Source organism: Ruegeria sp. AB9 (assembly GCF_056542585.1).
Genome location: NZ_JBQGAA010000009.1, coordinates 95,609 through 119,075, shown reverse-complemented (window position 1 = coordinate 119,075; position 23,467 = coordinate 95,609). Strand labels below are relative to the sequence as shown.

The 23,467-nt window shown below is 57.0% G+C and carries 22 protein-coding genes; 7 read left to right on the top strand and 15 right to left on the bottom strand.

The window, feature by feature from the left end:
• Window positions 1-82: 82 nt before the first annotated feature.
• Window positions 83-1,105 carry an aspartate-semialdehyde dehydrogenase gene (locus ACR0K5_RS17405; RefSeq protein ID WP_480630912.1) on the top strand — a complete coding sequence of 341 codons (1,023 nt, stop codon included), beginning with the start codon at window positions 83-85 and terminating at the stop codon, window positions 1,103-1,105.
• 162 nt (window positions 1,106-1,267) lie between these two features.
• Window positions 1,268-2,185: an endonuclease/exonuclease/phosphatase family protein gene (locus ACR0K5_RS17400; protein ID WP_480630911.1), complete on the top strand. Its 918-nt coding sequence runs from the start codon at window positions 1,268-1,270 to the stop codon at window positions 2,183-2,185.
• A gap of 24 nt (window positions 2,186-2,209) precedes the next feature.
• On the opposite strand, the gene ACR0K5_RS17395 is transcribed toward ACR0K5_RS17400, so the two are convergent.
• The gene (locus ACR0K5_RS17395; protein WP_480630910.1) at window positions 2,210-2,746 is read right to left on the bottom strand and encodes an SRPBCC family protein; all 537 of its coding nucleotides are present in this window, start codon (window positions 2,744-2,746) and stop codon (window positions 2,210-2,212) included.
• A gap of 102 nt (window positions 2,747-2,848) precedes the next feature.
• Window positions 2,849-3,499 (bottom strand): carbonic anhydrase, encoded by a 651-nt coding sequence (locus ACR0K5_RS17390; protein ID WP_480630909.1) that lies wholly within the window; start codon window positions 3,497-3,499, stop codon window positions 2,849-2,851.
• Between the two features lie 144 nt (window positions 3,500-3,643).
• Between ACR0K5_RS17390 and ACR0K5_RS17385 the strand changes: the two genes are divergently transcribed.
• From ACR0K5_RS17385 to ACR0K5_RS17375, 3 genes are all read left to right on the top strand, one after another.
• Complete coding sequence (locus tag ACR0K5_RS17385) at window positions 3,644-4,033, top strand: hypothetical protein (RefSeq protein WP_480630908.1); 390 nt, start codon at window positions 3,644-3,646, stop codon at window positions 4,031-4,033.
• A gap of 63 nt (window positions 4,034-4,096) precedes the next feature.
• Window positions 4,097-5,479 carry a leucyl aminopeptidase family protein gene (locus ACR0K5_RS17380; RefSeq protein ID WP_480630907.1) on the top strand — a complete coding sequence of 461 codons (1,383 nt, stop codon included), beginning with the start codon at window positions 4,097-4,099 and terminating at the stop codon, window positions 5,477-5,479.
• The gene (locus ACR0K5_RS17375; RefSeq protein WP_480630906.1) at window positions 5,476-6,357 is read left to right on the top strand and encodes a C40 family peptidase; all 882 of its coding nucleotides are present in this window, start codon (window positions 5,476-5,478) and stop codon (window positions 6,355-6,357) included. The genes ACR0K5_RS17380 and ACR0K5_RS17375 overlap by 4 nt, the downstream gene beginning before the upstream one ends.
• Window positions 6,358-6,360: 3 nt before the next feature.
• Here ACR0K5_RS17375 and ACR0K5_RS17370 read toward each other — a convergent pair whose 3' ends face one another.
• From ACR0K5_RS17370 to ACR0K5_RS17325, 10 genes are all read right to left on the bottom strand, one after another.
• Window positions 6,361-6,711 (bottom strand): DUF2794 domain-containing protein, encoded by a 351-nt coding sequence (locus ACR0K5_RS17370; RefSeq protein ID WP_117871396.1) that lies wholly within the window; start codon window positions 6,709-6,711, stop codon window positions 6,361-6,363.
• 73 nt (window positions 6,712-6,784) lie between these two features.
• Window positions 6,785-8,449 carry an ABC transporter permease gene (locus ACR0K5_RS17365; RefSeq protein ID WP_480630957.1) on the bottom strand — a complete coding sequence of 555 codons (1,665 nt, stop codon included), beginning with the start codon at window positions 8,447-8,449 and terminating at the stop codon, window positions 6,785-6,787.
• Window positions 8,450-8,570: 121 nt separating this feature from the next.
• A complete protein-coding gene (locus ACR0K5_RS17360) occupies window positions 8,571-9,788 on the bottom strand; it encodes a phenylacetate--CoA ligase family protein (protein ID WP_480630956.1) in 1,218 nt (405 codons plus the stop codon).
• A gap of 19 nt (window positions 9,789-9,807) precedes the next feature.
• A complete protein-coding gene (locus ACR0K5_RS17355) occupies window positions 9,808-10,641 on the bottom strand; it encodes an ABC transporter ATP-binding protein (protein ID WP_480630905.1) in 834 nt (277 codons plus the stop codon).
• A 108-nt stretch (window positions 10,642-10,749) separates the two neighbouring features.
• Entirely contained in the window at window positions 10,750-12,033 is a 1,284-nt protein-coding gene (locus tag ACR0K5_RS17350; RefSeq protein WP_480630904.1) for an ABC transporter substrate-binding protein, read from the bottom strand.
• A 74-nt stretch (window positions 12,034-12,107) separates the two neighbouring features.
• Window positions 12,108-13,184, bottom strand: a complete 1,077-nt coding sequence (locus tag ACR0K5_RS17345; RefSeq protein ID WP_480630903.1) for a branched-chain amino acid ABC transporter permease — start codon at window positions 13,182-13,184, stop codon at window positions 12,108-12,110.
• 3 nt (window positions 13,185-13,187) lie between these two features.
• The gene (locus ACR0K5_RS17340; protein WP_480630902.1) at window positions 13,188-13,445 is read right to left on the bottom strand and encodes a hypothetical protein; all 258 of its coding nucleotides are present in this window, start codon (window positions 13,443-13,445) and stop codon (window positions 13,188-13,190) included.
• A 3-nt stretch (window positions 13,446-13,448) separates the two neighbouring features.
• Window positions 13,449-14,435 (bottom strand): branched-chain amino acid ABC transporter permease, encoded by a 987-nt coding sequence (locus ACR0K5_RS17335; RefSeq protein ID WP_480630901.1) that lies wholly within the window; start codon window positions 14,433-14,435, stop codon window positions 13,449-13,451.
• A gap of 29 nt (window positions 14,436-14,464) precedes the next feature.
• Window positions 14,465-15,283, bottom strand: a complete 819-nt coding sequence (locus ACR0K5_RS17330) for an ABC transporter ATP-binding protein (protein WP_480630900.1) — start codon at window positions 15,281-15,283, stop codon at window positions 14,465-14,467.
• 78 nt (window positions 15,284-15,361) lie between these two features.
• Window positions 15,362-17,305, bottom strand: coding sequence for an AMP-binding protein (locus ACR0K5_RS17325; RefSeq protein WP_480630955.1), 1,944 nt, complete (start codon window positions 17,303-17,305; stop codon window positions 15,362-15,364).
• A 296-nt stretch (window positions 17,306-17,601) separates the two neighbouring features.
• Between ACR0K5_RS17325 and ACR0K5_RS17320 the strand changes: the two genes are divergently transcribed.
• The gene (locus ACR0K5_RS17320) at window positions 17,602-17,967 is read left to right on the top strand and encodes a cupin domain-containing protein (RefSeq protein ID WP_480630899.1); all 366 of its coding nucleotides are present in this window, start codon (window positions 17,602-17,604) and stop codon (window positions 17,965-17,967) included.
• A gap of 95 nt (window positions 17,968-18,062) precedes the next feature.
• Here the strand turns inward: ACR0K5_RS17320 and mutT are convergent, their stop codons facing one another.
• The 3 genes from mutT to ACR0K5_RS17305 are packed head-to-tail and all read right to left on the bottom strand — an operon-like array spanning window position 18,063 to window position 20,539.
• Complete coding sequence (gene mutT, locus ACR0K5_RS17315) at window positions 18,063-18,461, bottom strand: 8-oxo-dGTP diphosphatase MutT (protein ID WP_170737274.1); 399 nt, start codon at window positions 18,459-18,461, stop codon at window positions 18,063-18,065.
• Window positions 18,458-19,684, bottom strand: coding sequence for a bifunctional glutamate N-acetyltransferase/amino-acid acetyltransferase ArgJ (gene argJ, locus ACR0K5_RS17310; RefSeq protein ID WP_480630898.1), 1,227 nt, complete (start codon window positions 19,682-19,684; stop codon window positions 18,458-18,460). The genes mutT and argJ overlap by 4 nt, the downstream gene beginning before the upstream one ends.
• 6 nt (window positions 19,685-19,690) lie before the next feature.
• Complete coding sequence (locus tag ACR0K5_RS17305; RefSeq protein ID WP_480630897.1) at window positions 19,691-20,539, bottom strand: peptidylprolyl isomerase; 849 nt, start codon at window positions 20,537-20,539, stop codon at window positions 19,691-19,693.
• Between the two features lie 176 nt (window positions 20,540-20,715).
• Between ACR0K5_RS17305 and secA the strand changes: the two genes are divergently transcribed.
• Window positions 20,716-23,433 carry a preprotein translocase subunit SecA gene (gene secA, locus ACR0K5_RS17300; protein ID WP_480630896.1) on the top strand — a complete coding sequence of 906 codons (2,718 nt, stop codon included), beginning with the start codon at window positions 20,716-20,718 and terminating at the stop codon, window positions 23,431-23,433.
• Window positions 23,434-23,467: the final 34 nt, after the last annotated feature.

Sequence of the window (23,467 nt, the reverse complement as noted above, 5' to 3'; positions counted from 1 at the left end):
TCGATCAATTCGCTTGTGATAGCCCTTTTTTCTTCGCCGCAACGCAGCTATGAACGCGCGTCCTTAACTTTGGAGACATGAAATGGGCTATCGCGTCGTTGTCGCCGGCGCCACGGGTAACGTGGGCCGCGAAATGCTGAACATCCTGGCGGAACGCCAGTTCCCGGTCGATGAACTTGCCGCGCTGGCAAGCCGTCGTTCACTGGGTACAGAAGTAAGCTTTGGCGACAAGACACTGACGACCCAGGACATCGACACCTTCGACTTCACCGGCTGGGACATGGCACTGTTTGCCATCGGCTCGGACGCCACCAAGACCTACGCCCCCAAGGCGGCGGCGGCTGGCTGTGTGGTGATCGATAACTCGTCGCTCTATCGCTACGACCCGGACATTCCGCTGATCGTGCCGGAATGTAACCCCGAGGCGATCCACGATTACAAAAACAAGAACATCATTGCCAACCCCAACTGCTCGACAGCGCAAATGGTTGTCGCACTGAAGCCGCTGCATGACCGCGCCAAAATCAAACGCGTCGTCGTGTCGACCTATCAGTCGGTTTCGGGTGCAGGTAAAGAAGGCATGGACGAGCTTTGGGATCAGACCAAGGCCATCTACAACCCCACCACCGAGGTTGAGCCGAAGAAGTTCCAGAAACAGATCGCCTTCAACGTCATTCCGCAGATCGACGTCTTCATGGAAGACGGCTCGACCAAGGAAGAGTGGAAGATGGTTGTCGAGACCAAGAAGATCGTCGATCCGACAATCAAGGTCACAGCAACCTGCGTCCGCGTTCCCGTTTTCGTTGGCCATTCCGAGGCCGTGAACATCGAGTTCGAAGAATTCCTGGACGAAGACGAGGCCCGCGACATCCTGCGTGAAGCACCGGGCATCATGGTGATCGACAAGCGCGAAGCCGGTGGTTACGTCTCGCCCATCGAATGCGCGGGCGACTTCGCCACATTCATCAGCCGTATCCGTCAGGATTCGACCGTGGAAAATGGTCTGAACCTGTGGTGCGTCAGCGACAACCTGCGCAAGGGTGCCGCGCTGAACGCGGTACAGATCGCCGAATTGCTGGGCCGTGAGGTTCTGAAGAAAGGCTGATCGGAACAACCGATTGTGCCATGTCGGTTGACGTGGCACATTTCAATCTCTTCCTGTTGATAAAGACAGGCTGGCTTGTCACCATATTTCGCGCTTTGACAGCGAAACATGTGGCCATGCAAACCACGTGCATTGTCCTGATCAGAGCGGCAGAGGCAGAGCATGCGACATTGGACCAAAGGCAGGATTGTACGAAATCTGGTAATCGGATGCGCTGGTATCCTGATGGGACTGGTCCTAATTGGTTTTACCGGAAAGCTATTTGCCGTGGGGGACTCGATTGCTCTTCTGCGCCCGCAGGCCGGGGTTTTGCTTTTGCCCTGCGCCACGGTTTTACTGTGCCTACGTGCCAGATATCTTGCATTGACCACGCTGGCCTTTGCCGCGGTCGCCATCGGATCAATCGCAGTGAGCGTTGCTGCGCCGTCAGGTGACTGCGACGGCTCCTGCCTGACGCTCTATCAAAAAAACCTGATGAGTGCAGCCTGGCCACGCTATTCCCTAGCCGATGATATCATCGGGTCCAATGCCGAGATCGTGACTTTGCAGGAAGTCTCCAGTCACAATCGCAAATACATGAGCAACCTGTTCGAGCACTATCCGTCAAAAGCAATCTGTGAATTTCGACCAGAACAAAACGTCGCCATACTGACGAATCTGCCAATTGTCGAAGACTCCGAGTTCTGTCTGGAGGGCTATGGGCTTGTCGGCGTGCAGGTCGAAACACCCGGCGGCAGTTTGGTTTGGGTTGTATCACTTCATCTGAAATGGCCGTTTCCCTACGACCAGTACAATCAAAGCCAGGTGATTGCCGACCGGATCAGGAAACTCGAAGGTCCGGTGCTGATTGCCGGCGATTTCAACATGGTGCCTTGGGGCGAAAGCGTCCAGCGGATCGCGGCGGCGGCAGACAATCAGAGTTTTGGAACCGCCCTGAACACTCACAACCTTGGCAGTTGGAAGGTCCCTTTGCCGATAGACAACCTGTTGTTTCCGAAAGGAACAACCGGAACGGTTGAGCTGCGCCCCTTTATGGGATCGGATCATCTTGGAAAGCTGGCCCGATTTCGGTTTGAGTGATCCGAGCGCAAGAAAACAATCCGCCTAACCGTGGCTTTCAACCAACGCCTTGAGATTGGTCAATCCGCGCTCATAATCCTCGCCAACCCATTTATCCATCATCAGCCCCATCCAGCGAGAGATGGGGTTGAGACCCAGATCCGAGTCAAACCCCCAGGTCACTTTGGTCCCGTCCCCGTCGGGCTCAAGGGCAAATGACGCTGAGGCGGCGCCCATCGGGCCGAAATCCAGTGCCGTTCTGACCAGTTGGTTTTCCACACTCTCGACGATTTCCTGTGACCCGGTGCCGACCTGTGGGTGATCCGAAGTCCAGTTCAGAGTGTTCCCAATCCCTGCCTTGGGGCCGGAATAAACCAGTTTGGTATCGGGATCACGATGCAGCCAGGGAGACCACTGTTCAGTCTCCTGCATCGAATTCACGTAAGGAAAGACAGCGCTCGCCGGTGCGTCGACCGTAATACTGCGCGAAACTTCGGCCTTTCCGGGCAGCAGATAGGAAGTGGCGACCAAAATCAGAATACAAACGGCCAATCCTGCGAAGATGCGTTTAATGACTTTCATGGTAAGCTCCAATCCTCAAATGTAATGAGGAAAGCATACGAGAATACGGCCCTGAATCAGAGCCGTAATCTTTGTCGTTTCCGAAATATAAGTGTGTCCTAGTTAGACCGGGACAAACTTCTTTTGATGAGGGTCAAAGCTTTCCAATCCACCTGCGCCGATATCGGTCCACAAGCCGTGCAAGCTCAGCGCTCCCTGTTCAACGGCTGACGAGACAAACGGGAAGGTCATCAGGTTTTCCAGAGAAGCAACAACCGACTGACGTTCGAACTGTCGGGCTTGTTCGACGCTGTCCTCGATATCCGCCACCAGATCGTATTTCGGCTTCAGAATATCCATCCAGCGTCCAACAAAACTCTCCTTGGCATCCAATTGGGGTGCCTGTCCCTTGCACATATCGATACAGCCCTGAACGCCGCCGCATTGCGAATGCCCCAGAACGATCAGATGCGCGACCTTGAGTGCTGTTACGGCGTATTCAATGGCGGCGCTGGTGCCGTGGTGGTCTCCGTCCGGCGCATAGGGCGGCACAAGGTTGGCGATATTTCGGTGAATGAAGAAATCGCCCTGATCAGCACCGAACATGGACGTCACGTGAACCCGACTGTCACAGCAGGATATCACCATGGCGCGAGGCCGTTGTCCTTCATCGGCAAGACGGCGGTACCAGACCTGGTTTTCCGAATATGTTGTGGCTTTCCAGCCGTGATACCGTTTCACCAGATAGGTCGGCAAAGGTTTTGCAAAGTCCATTACAACGTCCCCGTTCTTGTCGCTGACGGATGCTCTAAACCGAATTCAAAGAAAATTCGAGCCATTATCCATTTTCCCCGCAAGGTTTTGCAAAGGAATTTGCTGCCAGGATCAAGACAGCGCCGTGGGGGCGTTTGAACTAAGGTGAATGTGGTGGAAAAGATAATCACGCTTGAACACAAGGAACCTGTCCGTCTGGACCCGGATCAACTGAGCGGACTGTACCGACAACTTGGCGACAAAAGCGCGCTGGACGTTCTTTGCCGCACGGTAGAAGAACTGGCCGTGCGCTTGTCAAACTGCGAACGATACTGGCGTCAGCGCGACTGGGCGGACCTGCGCAAATGCGCCAGATCTCTGGTCGCAATTTCCGAGCAGATCGGGATGACGGCCCTGGCCCGGGTGGCAGGCGACGTGGCCCGGACCGTCGATGCCGGTGACGCAGTTGCGACAGGTGCAACGCTGGGGCGTTTGATCCGGGTCGGAGAACGGTCGCTGACAGCCGTCTGGGACCAGCAGGACCTTTCCGTCTGACAGGGGTTGCGGGCAGATCATGCGCGGCTAATCTGTGCGCAGATACCATCAGCCGAGATACCCATGACCCTGTCTTTCGCCCCATCCTCTGACCGTTCCTTACCGCTTCATGTGGTTGCGCAACCGGATCTGGATGGATGGTTGAAGGATCAGCCGGATGCTGTGCAGTCCTGGGTAACAGCGAACCGGTTCGCTGGTGCGCTGGGGCAGACGCTGCTGGTACCGGCTGAGAGTGGCGCAGTAGACTTTGTGCTGGCCGGTTATGGAACAGTAGACAAGCGCGCGCGAAAACGGTTCCCTCTGGCCGCGGCAGCCATGGCCTTGCCGGAAGGAACCTATCACATCGCGTCAGGCGTTCCCGCTGACCGGATTGAGATGGAGTGTTTTGGCTGGCTGATGACCGGCTACGCCTTTGATCGATACGCGTCTCAATCCAGTGGATCAGCGGCGCTGATTGCTCCAGATGGTATCGACGCCAACCGTATCGAAGCCATGGCCAATGCAGAGGTTCTGACCCGCGATCTGGTGAATACGCCTGCTTCCGACATGGGACCTGACCAATTGCAGCAAGCGGCCGAGACTCTGGCCGGTGAATTCAGCGCCTCGTGCGATGTGATCACCGGCGATGCGCTGCTGGATCAGAACTTCCCTATGATCCACGCGGTGGGACGGGCCGCGGAGCAGTCCCCGCGGCTGATTGAACTGAACTGGGGAAGCAGCGGTCCCAAACTGACGCTGGTCGGCAAAGGTGTATGTTTTGACACGGGCGGGCTGAACCTGAAACCGGGCGCATCCATGGGTCTGATGAAGAAAGACATGGGTGGTGCGGCCAATGTGCTGGGGCTGGCCCGGATGATCATGGCACTGGAGCTTCCGCTGCAACTGCGAGTTTTGATCCCGGCGGTCGAAAATGCGGTGGCCGGGAATGCGTTCCGTCCCGGAGACATTCTGACCTCCCGCAAAGGGCTGACGGTCGAGATCAACAATACGGATGCAGAAGGGCGTCTGGTGTTGGCGGATGCACTGGCATTTGCAGCTGAAGGAAAGCCCGATCTGGTGATCTCGATGGCGACGCTCACCGGTGCCGCCCGTGTGGCCGTGGGCCCTGATCTGGCACCGTTCTACACAGATGATGAACACTGCGCATCTGCCGTGTTCCACGCCGCAGAAGCTTCGGCTGATCCGGTTTGGCGCATGCCGTTCCACACGCCTTATGAAGCAATGATTGAACCCGGCATTGCGGATCTGGACAACGCGCCATCGGGTGGATTTGCAGGATCGATCACCGCCGCTTTGTTTCTGCGCCGGTTCGTGGGCGTGCGTCGGTATATCCATTTCGACATTTACTCTTGGCAGACTGGTAAGGAGCCCGGTCGTACAAAAGGCGGTCTGGGTCAGGGACCACGCGCCATTTTGACGGCATTGCCGGGGATATTGGAGCTATGACGGATCGCAGGTTGCTCCCCTTCAACGGACGGGTAGCGCATTCATCGTTGAAAGGTCAGGTAGAAGCTGACGGTTTCACGGATGGTGAAACATATCGCATCCAATCGGTTGTGCGGGACGTTCTGGACAAACCCAATGGTAGCCGGCGGTGCCAAATGGTGTGTGGAGAAGTATTCATCATCTTGGAACGGACGCAGAACCACCTGTTCGGGTTTCGCGAAAAAGATGGCTATGTTGGCTGGGTGCGACAGGAAATAGCGGTTCGGCCGCTTCAGCCAACGCATCGAGTTTCCGTGCCAAGGGCAGTTTCGTTGAAACACCCCGATGTGACGAAAAACGCGAATGAGCGGATTCTGCCTTTTGGCGCTGGTGTTGAATACTGGCCGCGCCACGATTCTGAACGCGAAAAAGCCATTCGTTCGACCGGTTGGGTTTGCGTGAAAGAAGAAGGCCACATCCCAACACCGCGGTACATTCGCGAAACACAGCTGGTCGAAAAAGACTGGCTGGGTTCTGATCCTGCAGCCATGGCGGAAAAGTTTCTTACCACCCCTTACATCTATGGTGGCGATACCGGGCTTGGAATTGACTGCTCGGGTCTGATTCAAATCGCTTTTCATTCCTGCGGATTGCCCTGCCCTCGCGATAGCGACATGCAAGCAGAGTTCTTCAAGCCAATCTCAAAACCCGAGCTTCGCCGTGGTGATCTGGTGTTTTGGAAAGGTCACGTAGGCATGATGCTGGATCAGGACACGCTTCTGCATTCGAACGCATATCACATGGCCGTTGCCAAAGAGCCTTTGGAAGACGCTATCTCTCGCATCGGCCGCAAAGAGTTCGGGGCTGTAACAGGATATGGACGACATCCTGCGCCTTAGACTCTAGTCCGGGTTCACGGCCCGGATCAGCTTGCGTTCCAACACCCGCAAAACCGCGCGCAGATCATGACCGCGTTTCAGGATGCGGCCATCCATACCTATGACAGAATACATCCCCTGTCTGGATCTCAGACGCGGATGCTTTTCGACGCGGTAGATCGGGTGTTCCGCGGTGCGCCGGAAAATCGAGAACACCGCCATATCGCGCAGGTTGGAAATACCATAATCGCGCCATTCTCCGGCGGCGACCATCCGACCATAAACGGATAGGATTTGAGACATCTCATGCCGGTCGAAAGCTACGGGCATCTGCGCTGCGCTTGCCGAGAACCGGCTGGGAGGCTGCATATTCATACCTCCAGCCTTGCCGGAAATCGTTTTTGAATCAAGCCTGATGCGCTGTTGTCTGACAATTACAACACAAGTGTTACCGCCGGCCAACCTGACGGCAGATCAGGATTACGGGCAGCAGACCCACCGCCAGTATGACCAGCGAAGGCACAGCTGCGCCCTCCAATCTCTCATCCGAGGCCAGTCGATAAGCCTGCACCGCCAATGTGTCGAAATTGAACGGACGCATGATCAGCGTCGCGGGAAGTTCCTTCATCACGTCGACGAACACAATTAGCAGGGCCGTCAACAGAGACGGGGTCAGGATGGGAAGGTGAACACGCCGCAGCGTTCCCAACGGCGTCTGACCCAGTGAGCGGGCCGCGGCATCCATATTGGCGTGTACCGTGCTTTGACCACCCTCATACGCGCTGAGTGCAGCAGCTAGAAACCGTACCATATAGGCCGCGACCAGCAACCAGATCGAACCTGTAACCAGCAGCCCCGTAGACACATCGAAGGTCTGCCGCATCCAGGCGTCCAGCGCGTTGTCAAAGCTGGCGAAGGGCACAATCAAACCGACCGCGATGACGCCACCGGGCACAGCATATCCCAGCCGTGCCATATAGGCAGTCGCAGACGAGGCGCGCCCCGGTCTGAGGCGTTGAAAGAACCCGACACAGATCGCCGCAAAGACAGTGACAACCGCTGCCGTACCAGCAAGGATCAGCGAGTTCTGAATGAAGCCTATATAGCGGCCCGACAGCAGGTTCTGTTCGGATTCCAAACCCATCTCGACCAGGATGATGACTGGCAGCAGAAAGCCAAAAAGAACGGGTATCGCACAGAGCAGGAATGCCCCAAAGGCACGCAGACCCGTCAGATGGGCCGCCGGTTGCGCCACATGCTGTTTCCCGGCCTGATAGTATTTTGCTTTGCCGCGCTGGGTACGCTCGGCCACCGCCATGATCAGGGCAAAGACCAGCAGGCATAGCGCAAGTTGCGCCGCCGCCGCTCGGTCGGCCATAGAGAACCAGCTTGTGTAGATCCCGGTGGCAAAGGTCTGCACACCAAAATACGATACGGTTCCGAAATCAGCGATGGTCTCCATGACAGCAAGCAGAACGCCGCCTGCAATTGCAGGCCGCGCCATCGGGAGTGAAACGCGCCGAAACGCCAGCCATGGATTGTTGCCCAGCGCCCGTGCCGCCAAAAACGCCGTCGAACTTTGCTGCAGGAAAGCAGCCCGCGCCAGCAGGTAGACATATGGATAAAGCACAAGAATCAGCATAACCGCCGCGCCCTCGGTCGAGCGGATTTCGGGGAACCAGTAGTCGCGCGGGCCCCAGCCCGTTACATCACGTAGCGTGCTTTGAACGATGCCTGGGTGGTCCAGAATAAAGGTATAGGCATAGGCCAGAACATAGGCCGGAAAGGCCAGTGGAAGGACCAGTGCGATCTCAAGAACCCGCACGCCGGGAAAACGCGTCATCGTCACCAGCCAGGCAGCCCCGGTACCGATACTAAACGTACCCGCCGCGACCAAAACCACAAGAATCAGGGTCGTCGCAATATAGCTGGGCAGCACCGTCTCCATCAGATGCGAGATCGTATCCGTTCCACCAGTCACGGCCGCCAGAACCACGGCAATCATGGGCAATAAGCACGCCGCAGCCACAACATAGGCGATCCCCGCCAGCAGTCGGGTACCGCGTACACCGCGATTGCGCGATCCGTTTTGTGAAAACTCGATTTCGGCCATCATCCCGGCTTGTGATTGGCAAAGGCGAAGGGTTCGCCTTTAATCGACCAAAAAGCTCGGAAACACCAGTGCATCGGTCAACAAATCTGCGGCACAAACTGCCGCAGACCTGAAAATACCGTTACTCGTAAACGCGCTGATCCTCGATCACCACACCGTCTTTGGGCAGCGATCCAGGCGCCACAACCTCGATCGCGCCTTTAAGCTTCAGCACCTCGGCCACCGACTTGGCATATGCCATGTCATCACCGCATGGGCTTTCGATACGGACTGTCATCGTGTCCATCTCGCCCTGACGGGCAGCAATAACGCGGGCTTTGACAATTTCTTCATGTTTGTCGACCAAGGCGGCAACCTGTTCCGGGCGTACAAACATACCCTTGATCTTGGTGGTCTGATCGGCGCGACCCATCCAGCCTTTGATCCGGGTGTTGGTCCGACCACAGGGCGAGACACCCGGCATGACTGCCGAAAGATCTCCGGTTGCAAAGCGGATCAGCGGGTAATCGGGGTTGAGAGAAGTCACAACCACCTCGCCCACTTCGCCCGGGCCTACCGGAGTACCGGTTCCGGGGGTCACAATCTCGACGATCACATGTTCGTCGATGATCATCCCCTCCATCGCGGCGCTTTCATAGGCGATGTTACCCAGATCCGCCGTCGCATAACATTGCAGACACGAAATGCCACGATCCGCGTATTCCTGACGCAGAGACGGGAACAGCGCACCACCACCAACAGCGGCCTTCGAGAAATTCAGCGAAACACCCATCTCGTCGGCCTTGTCCAGAATGACCTTCAGGTAATCCGGCGTGCCTGCATAGGCGGTACAGCCAACGTCGCGCGCCGCAGTCACCTGCAATTCGGTCTGCCCGGTTCCCGCTGGCAATACGGCAGCACCAACAGCGCGGGCGCCGTTTTCAAAGATCATACCTGCCGGTGTCAGGTGGTAGCCAAAACAGTTCTGAACAATATCACCAGCGCTAACGCCAGCAGCATTCAGGAACCGACCCATACGCCACCAGTCGTGATCGGTGCCGCCCGGCTCATAGATCGGTCCGGGGGACTGGAACACGTGATGGAAGTGGCGCGCAGGCTTCACGGTAAACCCGCCAAAAGGAGGGCGTTCAGACTGTGCACGAGTCAGATCCGACTTGCGCAGCACGGGCAGCATCGGCAGATCATCTGTCGAAACCACCTTATTAGTGTCTGTTTCAGACAGGTGTGCAGCAAATCCGGGGGCAGATTTCGCCCGCGTGACCTGTTCTAAAAGGGCCGCTGCCTGATCGGAAGCGCGTTCGTCTACCGAGCGTGTTTCGAGTGCGTCGAAATAGGTCATCGCCATATCCTCCATCCGCTCACAGCCACCTCTTGCGGCGACGATAGGACCGCACATCGCGAAAGCTTTTGCGGCCTTCGTCAGACATACCAAGGTAGAACTCCTTTACATCCGGGTTCTCGCGCAGTTCGGCGGCCGGGCCATCCATCACCACGCGCCCGGATTCCAGAATGTATCCGTAATGCGCAAACCGCAGGGCAACGTTTGTGTTCTGCTCGGCCAACAGGAAGGACACGCCCTCTTTCTCGTTGAGGTCCTTCACAATGCCGAAAATCTCTTCGACCAACTGCGGCGCGAGCCCCATCGAGGGTTCGTCCAGCAGAATCGTCTCAGGCCGCGACATCAAAGCCCGCCCCATGGCGACCATCTGCTGTTCTCCGCCCGAGGTGTAGCCTGCCTGCGAGCGGCGACGCTCTTTCAAGCGGGGAAAATAATTGTAGACCAGTTCAAGGTCCTGTTGGATGGCGGCATTGCCATCCTTGCGGGTATAGGCGCCGGTCAGCAGGTTTTCCTCGACCGTCAGGTGTTCAAAACAGTGACGGCCTTCCATCACCTGAATCACACCTTTTTCTACCAGCACGGCAGGGTCGCTTTCATGTACGCTCTCGCCACGATACTTGATCGAGCCTTTCGTGACCTCGCCACGTTCCGAATGCAGCAGGTTCGAAACTGCCTTGAGCGTGGTCGTCTTACCCGCACCATTGCCCCCCAGCAGAGCCGTAATACCGCCCTTGGGCACAGTCAGGCTGACGCCTTTCAGCACGAGGATCACATGGTTGTAGATCACCTCGATATTGTTGACCTCAAGCAGGGTTTCCGCCTGCACGTCAGTTGTTTGTGCCGCATCAAGCATCAGCGCGTGTCCTCATGCCTGTCCCCTTCGGGACTGTTCGTGAGGAGCGGCGATCAACCCGCCGCTCCGGGGTTTGGTGTCCCGGTTTAAACCGGGGCAAGCCTGCCGTTATTCGCAGCGCTGTTCGATGTTGTTCTCGGCCGCGTAGGCTGCCGAATCTTCGGCAATCAGTGCGCCAATCACTTCTGCATCGGTTGGCATGAAGTCCTGGATCTTGTTCCAGTTCCCGGTCGAGGCATCCCACTGAACAACACCCACCAGACCCGGGCCGCCGTGGTTTTCACAGCTGACGCTGAACTCGGGGCCAAAGCCTGCCATGCCCAACGCATCCATTTTGGCATTGGTCATTTCCAGGGCTTCCATGCCGTCCCGCATCATCGCCGGGGTGATATCGGTTACGCCATGCATCTCTTGCGCGGTTTTGATGGCTTCCGACGCCAGCATCGCCGCATAGAGACCGCGGTTGTACTGCACCGCACCCAGCTGATCGCCGGCACCTGCAGCTTTGCCCGAGTCCACGACGTATTTCTTCAGGTCGTCATAAACCGGATAGTCATCGCCCAGGCCGGTAAAGGTCAAAGCCTTGTAACCAGTGGCCTTGTCGCCTGCCGGTTCAACGTCAAACTCAGCACCCGACCACCAGACGCCGATGAAGTTTTCCATCGGGAAACGGATGTTGGCGGCTTCCTGTACCGCAACCTGGTTCATCACGCCCCAGCCCCACATGACCACATAGTCCGGCTTTTCACGACGGATCTGCAGCCATTGCGATTTCTGCTCCTGCCCCGGATGGTCCACCGGCAGCAGGGTCAGCTCGTACCCGTGCTTTTCCGCCAGCGTTTCCAGCGTGCGGATCGGCTCCTTGCCATAGGCCGAGTTGTGATAGACCAGTGCGATTTTCTTGCCGCTCAGGTCACCACCGTTTTCGTTCAGCAGATAGTTGATCGCGCCCGAGGCCCCGTTCCAGTAGTTGGCCGGATAGTTGAACACGTTGCTGAACACTTTGCCGTTGGCAGCCGAGGTTCGGCCGTAGCCCATCGTGTGCAGCGGAATACCATCTGCGGTCACTTTGGGGATCAGCTGATAAGTGATACCGGTCGACAGGGGTTGATAGACCAGCGCGCCTTCGCCTTTGGTCGATTCATAGCATTCCACACCCTTTTCGGTGTTATATCCGGTTTCACATTCGACCACCCGGACCGGTTCTCCACCGATGCCGCCATCCCGCTCGTTGAGCAGAGTGAAATAGTCGTTGTAACCGTCCGAAAACGGGATACCGCCTGCTGCATATGGCCCTGTGCGATAGCTGAGATCAGGGATCACAAGATCCGCCATCGCCGGCCCTGCGGCCATAAGGGCGCTCAGCGCCACGGTTGCCAGTTTCTTGTTCATCGGGTGTTTCCTCCCTTGATTGATCCGATGGTGTGTTCGGGTTTTCGCACCCGTCTTTTTGATTGGGCCTGCCCTTAGTGTGGGAACGGCCAGAGTCTCAGTTTCTCTTTCGCAACTCGCCACAGCTGTGCCAGACCATGCGGCTCCAGTATCAGGAACATGATGATCAGTGCGCCCACGATCACCAACTGCAGATGCGCTACGATATCCGTTGGCCAGCCGAGCACATCGACACCGACCACTTTCAGAACCACCGGCAGCAGCACAAGGAAAGCAGCACCTGCAAATGAGCCGAAAATCGAGCCTAACCCTCCGATAATTACCATGAACAGCACAAGGAACGATTTCTGGATGCCGAACACTTCTCCGACCTCAACCGCGCCCAGATAAACCGCAAAGAACAGCGCTCCGGCCACGCCCACAAAGAACGAGCTGACGGCAAAGGCGGTCAGTTTGGCTTTCAAAGGGTTCACCCCGATGATTTCAGCCGCGATATCCATGTCACGGATCGCCATCCATGTGCGCCCTGTCGTGCCACGCGTCAGGTTACGCGCAATGATGGCGCAGAAGGTCAGGAAAATCAGGCAGAACAGGTATGTGGCCCAGGCCGATGCATTTGGGCCGGTGATGATGATTCCGAACACATCCCGTTCCGGCGCGTTGATCTGCCCTGACGCCGAGTAATTGTAGAACCACGGGACCCGGTTGAAGAGCCAGACCAGGAAGAACTGTGCTGCCAGCGTCGCCACCGCCAGGTAAAACCCCTTGATCCGCAAGGATGGCAATCCGAACAGTACACCGACGATGGCTGTGATCCCGCCAGCCAACAACACGTGAATGAACATGCTGACATCCGGGAACGCGGTCATCAGCTTGTAGCAGGCATACGCCCCCACAGCCATGAAGCCCCCGGTGCCAAGGCTGACCTGCCCGCAATAACCCACGAGAATGTTCAGCCCGATAGCCGCAATCGCATAGATCAGGAAAGGCAACAGCAGCGCGTTCGCCCAGTAATCGTTGATGATGAACGGAATGATCCCGAACGCCACCGCCAGAACGGCATAGTACCGGTACCGATCGAACTTGATCGGGAAAGTCTGGCTGTCATCCACGTAAGAGACTTTGAAATCTCCGGCCTCACGATAGAACATATCTTACTTTCCCCATTCTTCCTGCGCCCGGTTCCGGGACGCGGCATCCAGTTGATTGGACCCTTTGGCATATCCGCTCGCCTCAGAGGCGCGCACCAGTTTCAGGTAGGCCAGAATACCCATGACCAACCCGGCAAAGGCCAGGATCGCTGCGATGGTCAGTTGGCCAGCCGTCAGATTTTCGGACGTAAGGGCGATATACCCAAAGGCCCAGAACCCTGCCCACGCAATCACGTTGATGATGGCGATCAGCTTGGTCATGCGCTATACCCTCTCGATGATCTTCTCGCCGAACAGGCCCTGCGGTCGGAACACAAGGAAGATCAGCGCCAGCACGTAGGCGAACCAGTTCTCGGTCGCGCCGCCGACCATCGGGCCGATTGCGAACTCGAACAGTTTCTCGCCCACGCCGATAATCAGACCGCCGACAATGGCACCGGGGATAGACGTGAACCCGCCCAGCATCAGCACCGGCAGCGCCTTGAGCGCGATCAGCGACAGTGAGAACTGGACGCCCGACTTGGTGCCCCACATGATACCGGCGACCAGGGCGACGAAGCCTGCAACCGACCAGACCATAACCCAGATGAAGTTCAGCGAGATGCCAACGGACAGCGCCGCCTGATGGTCATCTGCCACCGCACGCATCGCGCGGCCTTGCTTGGTGTACTGGCTGAATGCCACCAGAGCAGCAACCAACAGCGCCGCAATGATCGTCGCCACGATGTCCAGATTGTCGATGAAGAAGCCGTAATCGAAGATGTTGAACGTCGTCTCGTCAATCCACAGGTTGATACCCTGCGGCAGACCCACATCCAGCGTCTTGATCTCGGAACCCCACATCAGGTCGGCCACACCTTCAAGGAAGTACGCCAGACCAATGGTCGCCATGAACAGAATGATCGGTTCCTGGCCCACCAAATGCCGCATGACAAAGCGCTGCACGGCCCAGGCCAGCAACACCATCACACCCATTGTCAGAATGATCGCCAGCAATGCCGGAACGTTCCAGCCGAAATAGTGGACGTGCGTCCCGAAGGTGGCATTGATCAGATGCGCAAAGGGCACCTGCCCGTTCATGATACCCACCAGCGTCATGGCCGCGAACAGGGCCATAACCCCTTGCGCGTAATTGAAAATCCCCGACGCCTTGTAGATCAGTACAAAACCCAGCGCGACCAGCGCATAGAGCACCCCGGCCATCAGACCGTTGAGGATGACCTCCATCGCAAATACGAGTTGTTCAGGCATGCCAGCCCCTCCCCAATTCTGCCCAGACCTTAGTCATGGCTGACACCCAGATAGGCGTCGATGACTTCCTGATTGTTGCGCACCTCGTCGGGGGTGCCGTCACCGATCTTCTTGCCGTAATCCATCACGACCACCCGGTCGCTCAGATCCATCACTACGCCCATATCGTGTTCGATCAGGGCGATAGTGGTTCCGAACTCGTCATTCACGTCGAGGATAAAGCGACTCATGTCCTCTTTCTCTTCGACGTTCATGCCTGCCATTGGTTCATCCAACAGCAACAGTTTGGGCTCTGCCGCCAACGCCCGCGCCAGTTCGACGCGTTTCTTCAGGCCATATGGCAGGCGCGATACCGGTGTCTTGCGGATATGCTGAATCTCCAGGAAGTCGATGATCTTCTCGACCGCCTCGCGGTTCTCGACCTCTTCCGCTTCGGCCTTCCCTTTCCACAGTGCCTGCTGAAGGATGTTGGTCTTCATGTAACCCAATCGCCCGGTCATGACGTTGTCCAGAACGCTCATGCCTTCGAACAGGGCGATATTCTGGAACGTCCGGGCGATGCCCTGCTGCGCCACCTCAAAGGGCCGCATCGGCGGGCGCTTGGACCCGTGGAACCAGACCTCACCCTCCTGCGGGACATAGAAGCCCGAAATCACGTTCAGCATCGAAGATTTTCCGGCACCGTTCGGCCCAATGATGGCGCGAATCTCGCCCTCACGGATATCAAACGAGATATCCTTGATCGCCACCACACCGCCAAAACGCAGGGTGATGTTCTTCATCTCCATCACCACGCCGCCGATCTTGCGACCGTCATCGGTGACATATCCTTCGGAACTATCCAGCATCGATCACTCCCTGACTTACGCAATAACGGGACGGCGGGCGGGGCGATGACCGCAGGTCGAGCGGCGCTCGCACGCCCCTCATTCTGCGGCAACCTTGTGTTGGGCGACGGGAACAACCGGGGCATCGACGATCTCCAGCGTCGCTGAGATCGAACCTTTACGGCCGTCCTCATAAGTCACTTCAGTTGTAGTCGAAATTGTCTCGGACCCGTCATAAAGTGCCATGATGATGTCGCCGAACTTGTCTTCGACAAAACCGCGCCGCACCTTCCGTGTCCGGGTCATCTCGCCATCATCGGCATCCAGTTCCTTGTGCAGCACCACAAAGCGATGCACCTGACAGCCCGACAGCATCTCGTCAGCGGCAACCGACTTGTTCACCTCTTCCACGTGGTTTCGAATCGTCTCTAACACACGCGGATGTCCCGCCAGTTCCTGATAGGAGGCATAAGCGACGTTGTTGCGTTCTGCCCAGTTCCCCACAGCCGTCAGATCGATATTGATGAAGGCCACACAACGATCCTTGCCATTGCCGAACAGGACAACCTCTAGGATATCAGGATAGAACTTCAGTTTGTTTTCGACATATTTCGGCGCGAACATCGATCCGTCGGCCATCTTACCCACATCCTTGGCGCGGTCGATGATCCTAAGATGACCCGAGCCTTCTTCGATGAAACCGGCATCACCTGTCGCGACCCAGCCTTCGGAGTCCTTGGTGGATGCGGTGGAATCAGGGTTGTTGAAATACTCTACAAATACACCGGGTGAGCGATAGTGAATCTCACCCTTGTCGTCGATCTTCAGTTCAACATCTGGTGCAGGAACACCAACGGTATCGGCACGAACCTCACCATCCGGCTGTACCGTAATGAAGACCGTCGCTTCTGTCTGGCCATAAAGCTGTTTCAGGTTGATACCCAAAGAGCGATAGAAATCAAAGATTTCCGGCCCAATCGCCTCGCCCGCCGTATAGCCCACCCGGAAGCGCCCATATCCCAGCGTGTCTTTGAGCGGCCCGTAAACCAGAAGGTTGCCCAGCGCGTATTTCAACTTGTCACCAAGGCCCACTGGCTTACCGTCCAGCAACTGGCCACCGACTTTTTTGGCATGTGCCATGAAATGGTGGAACATGCGCTGCTTAAGCTTGCCGGCATCTTCCATCCGGATCATTACGTTGGTCAGCTGGGTCTCGAACACGCGCGGCGGAGCAAAGAAATAGGTTGGTCCAATCTCGCGCAGGTCGGTCATCATCGTGTCTGCGCTTTCGGGGCAGTTCACGCAGAAACCACACCAATAGGCTTGACCGATGGAGAAGATGAAATCCCCTACCCAGGCCATCGGCAGGTATGACAGGATGTCTTCATTGCGGGTGAGGTGATCAAACTCGGCTGAGTTCTTGGCGCTTTCGATGACATTTCGGTTCGACAGCACCACGCCCTTGGGCTTGCCCGTGGTGCCCGAGGTGTAAAGCATCACGCAGGTATCGTCATAGGTGATCGCAGCAATGCGCTTGTCCAGTTCCGCATCGAACCGCGCATGGCCGGCGCTGCCCTCGGCCTTGATGTCTTCAAGGGCGTTCATCTGACTGTGGTCGTATTTTCGCATCCCCCGCTTATCGGTGTAGAGGATATGTTGGACCTGATGCAGGTTCTCCTGAATCTCGATGACCTTGTCGACCTGCTCCTGATCACCGCAAACGACATATTTCGCGCCGCAGTGCTCCAGCACATAGGCCATCTCTTCCGCGACCGCATCCTGGTAGAGCGGGACGGGAATCGCACCTGCCATCTGGGCTGCGACCATTGACCAGTAATGCGCCGGACGGTTGCGGCCGATCACGGCGATGTGGTCACCCTTTTCAACGCCAAGTTCCAGAAATCCCAGCGCAATGGCGCGGATTTCCTTGGCTGCTTCAGCCCAGGTCCAGCATTGCCAGATCCCGAATTCCTTTTCCCGATAGGCCGGGGCATCCCCGAACTGGGTCACATTGCGGTTTAACAGCGCCGGAAGAGACTGCATCCCTTCAGCGCCCGACTGCGTCTGAGCCAATCTTTCTCTCCTCCCCATCCGGCCCCTCCTCCGAGCCGGAAACGACAGATCCGGGTCAGACCCGAACGCCGATGCCCCGATAAGGGACACAGGAAAGATCAGCGTCAAGTTTTGCCTGATGTTTTCTCAATTCTTACGAATTGTAACGATGAAAAATCGTCATCTTTCGAGCTTTACGAAAACGAACCTCTTATTCACTGGAGTGACAAAACAATTCCTCGCGTATCATTCTGCTGAAGATCATTCGGTTCTGGAGGATATTCTAAATGAAGTTTTACAAACTCTTTTCCGATCTCGAAGGCGCAAGCCACTGGGAAGACGTGAGCGTTTTTCTGACGGAACGCAGTTTTGCACCGCCTGCCAAGGATATTGAGGTCTCTGAGCCAGAGCCCGTTAAACGGACTATGTTCCTGAGGTTGAAAGCTGGTTGGAATGAACCAATCCATCCAACACCTGTAACGCAAAAGCTCATCTGTTTGAAAGGAACTGTAAGGGTCACCGCAAGCGATGGGGAGAATCGGGAAATTGGTCCGGGTGACGTGTGGCATATGGAGGACAAACATGGAAAAGGTCACCATACACGAGTTATTAGCCAAGACGATTTCGAAGCCGTAATGATACAATACGAGTGATCTAAAGGCTTGTGCCGGAGCACTTCTACCATTGGCTAATGACAGCATCGCTCAAGGTAGTTTGTCCAGAATACCCTCATTTAGACGCCCGCTGCTCATAGCCAATCCCGCAAAATCGGGATCAACGGCACATCTGCGGCTGGCATCGGATAATTCCGCAGATCGTTCGCACGGACCCATTTCAGCGCCTGCCCTTCTTTCGACTGCGGGATGCCCTCCCACTTGCGGCAGGCAAACAGCGGCATCAGCAGGTGAAAATCGTCATAGCTGTGGCTGGCGAAGGTCAAAGGCGCAAGGCACGAGGCCCAGGTGTCGATGCCCAGCTCCTCGTGCAATTCGCGGATCAGCGCGGCCTCAGGCGTTTCGCCGGGTTCGATCTTGCCGCCGGGGAATTCCCAGAGGCCTGCCATAGATTTACCCTTGGGGCGTTGGGCCAGCAGGACGCGGCCCTCGATGTCGATCAAGGCAACAGCAGACACTAACACAGTCTTCACGAGCGATAATCCGCATTGATCTCGATATAGCCGTGGGTCAGGTCACAGGTCCAAACGGTGGATTTCCCCTCACCCAGCCCCAGATCGACTGCGATCACGAGGTCCTGACCTTTCATATAGGCGGCGGCGTCTTCCTCGCGGTAGTTGGGGCTGACCCAGCCTTTCTCGGCCACAAGGATGTCTCCGAAAGAGATGCTCAGCAGATCGCGATCTGCGGCTGCACCCGATTTTCCGATGGCCATGACCACGCGACCCCAGTTCGGGTCTTCACCGGCAATAGCGGTTTTGACCAGGGGTGAGTTGGCAATCGCAAGGCCGTGTACCTTGGCATCGGCGTCCGAAGCAGCTCCGGTCACGCGGATTTCCACGAATTTCGTGGCGCCCTCACCATCGCGCACCACCTGTTGTGCGAGGTCCAGCATCACCGATTCCAACGCTTCGGAAAACGCTGCGTTGCCAGTAGCATCCACACCTGACGCCCCAGTCGCGCACAGCAATAGGCTGTCCGAGGTCGAGGTGTCGCTGTCAACAGTGATGCAGTTGAAGGTGCGGTCGGTCTGCGCCCCCAGCATCGCCTGCAGCGCGGATTGGTCGACCTGCGCGTCGGTGAAGACATAGACCAGCATCGTCGCCATATCCGGTGCGATCATGCCAGAGCCCTTCGCAATCCCTGCAATAGAGACTGTTTTTCCGCCGATCTCGACCTGTGTACTCGCCCCTTTAGGGAACGTATCCGTCGTCATGATCGCGCGTGCGGCATCTTCGACAGCATGGCGGCTGAGGCCTGATTTCAGCGCCTCAAGTTGAGCCACGATGCGATCATGCGGCAGCGGTTCGCCGATGACACCGGTGGACGAGGTGAAGACCCGCTCAACCGGTACGCCGGTTGATTTCGAAACGGCCTGCGTCACTTCAGCGACCGAAGTTTGACCGTAGTGGCCGGTAAAGGCATTGGCGTTACCCGAGTTCACCAGGATCGCTGCCGGACCTTCGCTGAATCCACCGATTTTCTCCTGACAATCCAGCACCGGTGCGGCACGGGTGGCGGAACGGGTGAAGACCCCGGCCACTGATGTGCCCGGATCCAGAACGGCAAGCATGACGTCGGTACGGCCCTGATAGCGCACACCCGCCTCGACGGTGGCAAAGCGCACACCGTCAATCGCGGGCAGGTCAGGGAAAGACGCAGGCGCCAGCGGCGAAACCTTGGTGATCGTGGCCACGTGTCTTTACTCCTGAATCAGGTCCAGTTGACGCATGATCTCGGGGCCTGCGCCGTCCAGCGCGGGGCGTTCGATCTGTGCCTGCTGTGTCAGCTCATCGATCCGCGCCTGAATGGCATCCTGTTGAATCGATTGGGCCAGCTCATCTCGCACGGCGTCCAGCTCGGGGGCCTCGGTTTTGCGCTTGTCGTTCAGTTTGACCAGATGCCAACCAAACTGAGTTTGCACAGGATCCGACACCTGCCCTTTTTCCAGAGCGATCACTGCGCCTTCGAATTCAGGTACCATCTGGCCTTTTCCGAACCATCCCAATGCACCACCATTGGGGCCGGACGGACCGGTCGAATTCTCACGTGCGAGTTCGGCAAAGTCGGCTCCGTCATCAAGCTGAACCTTGAGCGCATTGGCTTCTTCTTCTGTCTCAACCAGAATATGGCTGGCATCGAATTCGTCGTCGCCCGCGAATTCATCGTACTGCGCGTCATAGGCGACCTGAATGGCCTCGTCAGTCACAACATCTTTGGTAAGTGCTGCGACTGTCTGAACCGCTTTAAGCGACCGTTTTTCATTGTCGAGTGTCAGCGCGTTCTGCTTGTTCAGACCTTCCTGTTGCTGCCCCAGCAATTGCTGCTGGATCAACTGTTCCAGCACGAAATCGAACAGAACGTCATCTTCGGCCTGCTGGTATTGCGCCGGCAGAGAGGCGACGGTAGCGATCACGTGACCTAGTGTGATCTCATCCCCGTTTACCCGCGCAACCACGGTTGACGCATCGGGCTGGGTTTCGGCGGCCAGCGGCAGTGCCATCATGGCAGTCAGAGCCAGCGATGGCAGAAAAGTGAGGCCTTTGGGCATTGAATCATCCTATTTCCTTGCCGCGACAGGGCGCAGCGTTGACACTCTGGAACCTGCCGCTTACATCGCTTTGAAGCCTTGGACAGGGCCGCCTTTCACCCCCCGTATCTATGGGTTGCGCGCAAGGTGGGCAAGCCTGTCGCAACCACGATAAGAACAGATCCGCTGGAGTGAACATGCTGGGACTCGGAACGCTCGCCAAAAAGGTGTTCGGAACACCGAACGACCGCAAGATCAAGGCGACCCGCCCCCTGATCGAAAAGATCAACGCATTGGAGCCAGAGTTTGAAAAGCTGTCGGATCAGGGCCTGATCGACAAGACCGAAGACCTGCGCAAACGCGCGTTGGATGGCGAAAGCCTGGATGACCTGCTCCCCGAGGCCTTTGCCAACGTGCGCGAAGGTGCGAAACGCGCACTTGGTCTGCGGGCCTTTGACGTGCAGTTGATGGGCGGGGCCTTCCTGCATCAGGGCAACATTTCGGAAATGAAGACCGGTGAGGGCAAGACGCTGGTCGCCACCTTCCCCGCTTATCTGAATGCGCTGACCGGCAAAGGCGTGCACATTGTCACGGTGAACGAATACCTGGCCAAACGTGACTCGGAATGGATGGGCAAGGTTTTTGCTGCCGTGGGGATGACCACCGGCGTGATCTGGTCAGGCCAGCCCGACGCCGAAAAACTGGCCGCTTATTCCTGCGACATCACTTATGCCACCAACAATGAGCTGGGTTTCGATTATCTGCGCGACAACATGAAGGCAGATTTGGAGCAGGTTTACCAGAAGCACCATAATTTCGCGATTGTGGACGAGGTCGACTCGATCCTGATCGACGAGGCGCGGACGCCACTGATCATCTCGGGGCCTGCACAGGACCGGTCGGACCTGTACACCGCAATCGATGCGCTGATCCCATCGCTGAGCGAAGACCACTACACTCTGGACGAAAAGTCGCGCAATGTGACCTTCACCGATGAAGGTAACGAGTTTCTTGAGGCGCAACTGCTTCAGGCGGGCCTGATTCCCGAAGGCCATTCCCTGTATGATCCGGAAAGCACCACTGTCGTGCACCACGTGAATCAGGGTTTGCGTGCGCACAAGCTGTTCCAGCGCGACAAAGATTACATTGTGCGCGACGGGAATGTCGTTCTGATCGACGAATTCACCGGCCGCATGATGCCGGGCCGCCGCCTGTCCGAAGGTCTGCACCAGGCGATTGAAGCCAAAGAAAACGTTCAGATCCAACCCGAGAACGTCACGCTGGCCAGCGTGACATTCCAGAACTACTTCCGCCTTTACGGCAAACTCGGTGGCATGACCGGCACCGCACTGACCGAAGCCGAAGAGTTTGCTGAGATTTACGGTCTGGGTGTGGTCGAAGTGCCGACCAACAAGCCGATTGCCCGTGTCGATGAGGACGATCAGGTTTATCGCACCGCGATGGAAAAGTACGGTGCGATGATCGGTGAAACCAAAAAAGCGCAGGATAAGGGCCAGCCGGTGCTGCTGGGCACCACGTCGATCGAGAAATCCGAACTGCTGAGCCAGATGCTGACCAAGGAAGGCATCGAGCACAACGTTCTGAACGCCCGCCAGCATGAACAAGAGGCGCAGATCGTCGCTGATGCCGGTCGTCTGGGCGCGGTGACCATCGCCACCAACATGGCCGGTCGCGGTACCGACATTCAGCTGGGCGGCAATGTCGAGATGAAGGTCCTGAAGGCATTGGCTGAAAACCCCGAGGCTGACCCGTCAGAGCTGCGTGCATCCGAAGAAGCGCATCATGCGGACGAAAAAGAAAAAGTACTGGCTGCTGGTGGCTTGTACGTGATGGCGTCGGAACGTCACGAAAGCCGCCGCATCGACAACCAGCTGCGGGGCCGTTCAGGCCGTCAGGGCGACCCGGGCCGTACAGTGTTTTACCTGAGCCTCGAAGACGACCTGATGCGCATCTTTGGTTCGGAACGACTGGACAAGGTTCTGACCACGCTGGGCATGAAAGAAGGCGAGGCGATCGTGCACCCGTGGGTGAACAAGTCACTGGAACGCGCGCAGTCCAAGGTCGAAGGTCGCAACTTTGACATGCGCAAAAACGTTTTGAAATTTGACGACGTGATGAACGATCAGCGTAAGGTGATCTTCAGCCAGCGCCGCGAAATCATGTCGGCCAATGACCTGTCCGAGATCGTCTCGGATATGCGCGAACAGGTGATCGACGACCTGATCGATGAATATATGCCACCGAAATCCTACGCAGATCAGTGGGATACTGACGGTCTGCACGAGGCGATCAAGGACAAGCTGACCATTGATGCGCCAGTACAGGACTGGGCCGCCGAAGAAGGCGTGGATGACGAGCAGGTGCGCGAGCGTCTGGTCAAAGCCGCTGATGAAATGATGGCGCAGAAGGCCGTCGCCTTTGGTCCGGAAAACATGCGCAATATCGAAAAGCAGGTTCTGCTGCAGACCATTGACAGCAAATGGCGCGAGCATCTGCTGACGCTGGAACATCTGCGCTCGGTCGTGGGTTTCCGCGGTTACGCCCAGCGCGACCCGCTGAACGAATACAAGAATGAAAGCTTCCAACTGTTCGAGTCGATGCTGGACAGCCTGCGGGAAACCGTTTCTCAGCAATTGTCGCGCGTGCGTCCGCTGACCGAGGAAGAGCAAAAGGAAATGCTTGCCCAGATGGCCGCACAACAGGCACAGGCGCAACAAGCTGTAGACAAGGCTGCCGATCAGGCCGAAGCAAAAGCCGAAGCTGCGGCATCTGGTGATGCGCTTCCGGGATTCGACGAAAACGATCCGTCAACCTGGGGCAATCCGTCCCGCAACGATCCTTGTCCGTGCGGGTCGGGCAAGAAGTTCAAGCACTGCCATGGACGCCTGACCTAACGTCACCCCGCCAAATCCACAATGTGTTCGTCTC

Coding starts and splice junctions, on each gene's coding strand:
- ACR0K5_RS17400 (WP_480630911.1), top strand. CDS start 1,268: ATGCGACATTGGACCAAAGGCAGGATTGTACGAAATCTGGTAATCGGA.
- ACR0K5_RS17375 (WP_480630906.1), top strand. CDS start 5,476: ATGACGGATCGCAGGTTGCTCCCCTTCAACGGACGGGTAGCGCATTCA.
- ACR0K5_RS17340 (WP_480630902.1), bottom strand. CDS start 13,445: ATGACCAAGCTGATCGCCATCATCAACGTGATTGCGTGGGCAGGGTTC.
- ACR0K5_RS17330 (WP_480630900.1), bottom strand. CDS start 15,283: ATGCTGGATAGTTCCGAAGGATATGTCACCGATGACGGTCGCAAGATC.
- ACR0K5_RS17320 (WP_480630899.1), top strand. CDS start 17,602: ATGAAGTTTTACAAACTCTTTTCCGATCTCGAAGGCGCAAGCCACTGG.
- ACR0K5_RS17350 (WP_480630904.1), bottom strand. CDS start 12,033: ATGAACAAGAAACTGGCAACCGTGGCGCTGAGCGCCCTTATGGCCGCA.
- ACR0K5_RS17335 (WP_480630901.1), bottom strand. CDS start 14,435: ATGCCTGAACAACTCGTATTTGCGATGGAGGTCATCCTCAACGGTCTG.
- ACR0K5_RS17360 (WP_480630956.1), bottom strand. CDS start 9,788: ATGACCTATTTCGACGCACTCGAAACACGCTCGGTAGACGAACGCGCT.
- secA (WP_480630896.1), top strand. CDS start 20,716: ATGCTGGGACTCGGAACGCTCGCCAAAAAGGTGTTCGGAACACCGAAC.
- ACR0K5_RS17325 (WP_480630955.1), bottom strand. CDS start 17,305: ATGCAGTCTCTTCCGGCGCTGTTAAACCGCAATGTGACCCAGTTCGGG.
- ACR0K5_RS17380 (WP_480630907.1), top strand. CDS start 4,097: ATGACCCTGTCTTTCGCCCCATCCTCTGACCGTTCCTTACCGCTTCAT.
- ACR0K5_RS17370 (WP_117871396.1), bottom strand. CDS start 6,711: ATGAATATGCAGCCTCCCAGCCGGTTCTCGGCAAGCGCAGCGCAGATG.
- ACR0K5_RS17395 (WP_480630910.1), bottom strand. CDS start 2,746: ATGAAAGTCATTAAACGCATCTTCGCAGGATTGGCCGTTTGTATTCTG.
- ACR0K5_RS17345 (WP_480630903.1), bottom strand. CDS start 13,184: ATGTTCTATCGTGAGGCCGGAGATTTCAAAGTCTCTTACGTGGATGAC.
- ACR0K5_RS17355 (WP_480630905.1), bottom strand. CDS start 10,641: ATGCTTGATGCGGCACAAACAACTGACGTGCAGGCGGAAACCCTGCTT.
- ACR0K5_RS17390 (WP_480630909.1), bottom strand. CDS start 3,499: ATGGACTTTGCAAAACCTTTGCCGACCTATCTGGTGAAACGGTATCAC.
- ACR0K5_RS17365 (WP_480630957.1), bottom strand. CDS start 8,449: ATGGCCGAAATCGAGTTTTCACAAAACGGATCGCGCAATCGCGGTGTA.
- ACR0K5_RS17305 (WP_480630897.1), bottom strand. CDS start 20,539: ATGCCCAAAGGCCTCACTTTTCTGCCATCGCTGGCTCTGACTGCCATG.
- ACR0K5_RS17405 (WP_480630912.1), top strand. CDS start 83: ATGGGCTATCGCGTCGTTGTCGCCGGCGCCACGGGTAACGTGGGCCGC.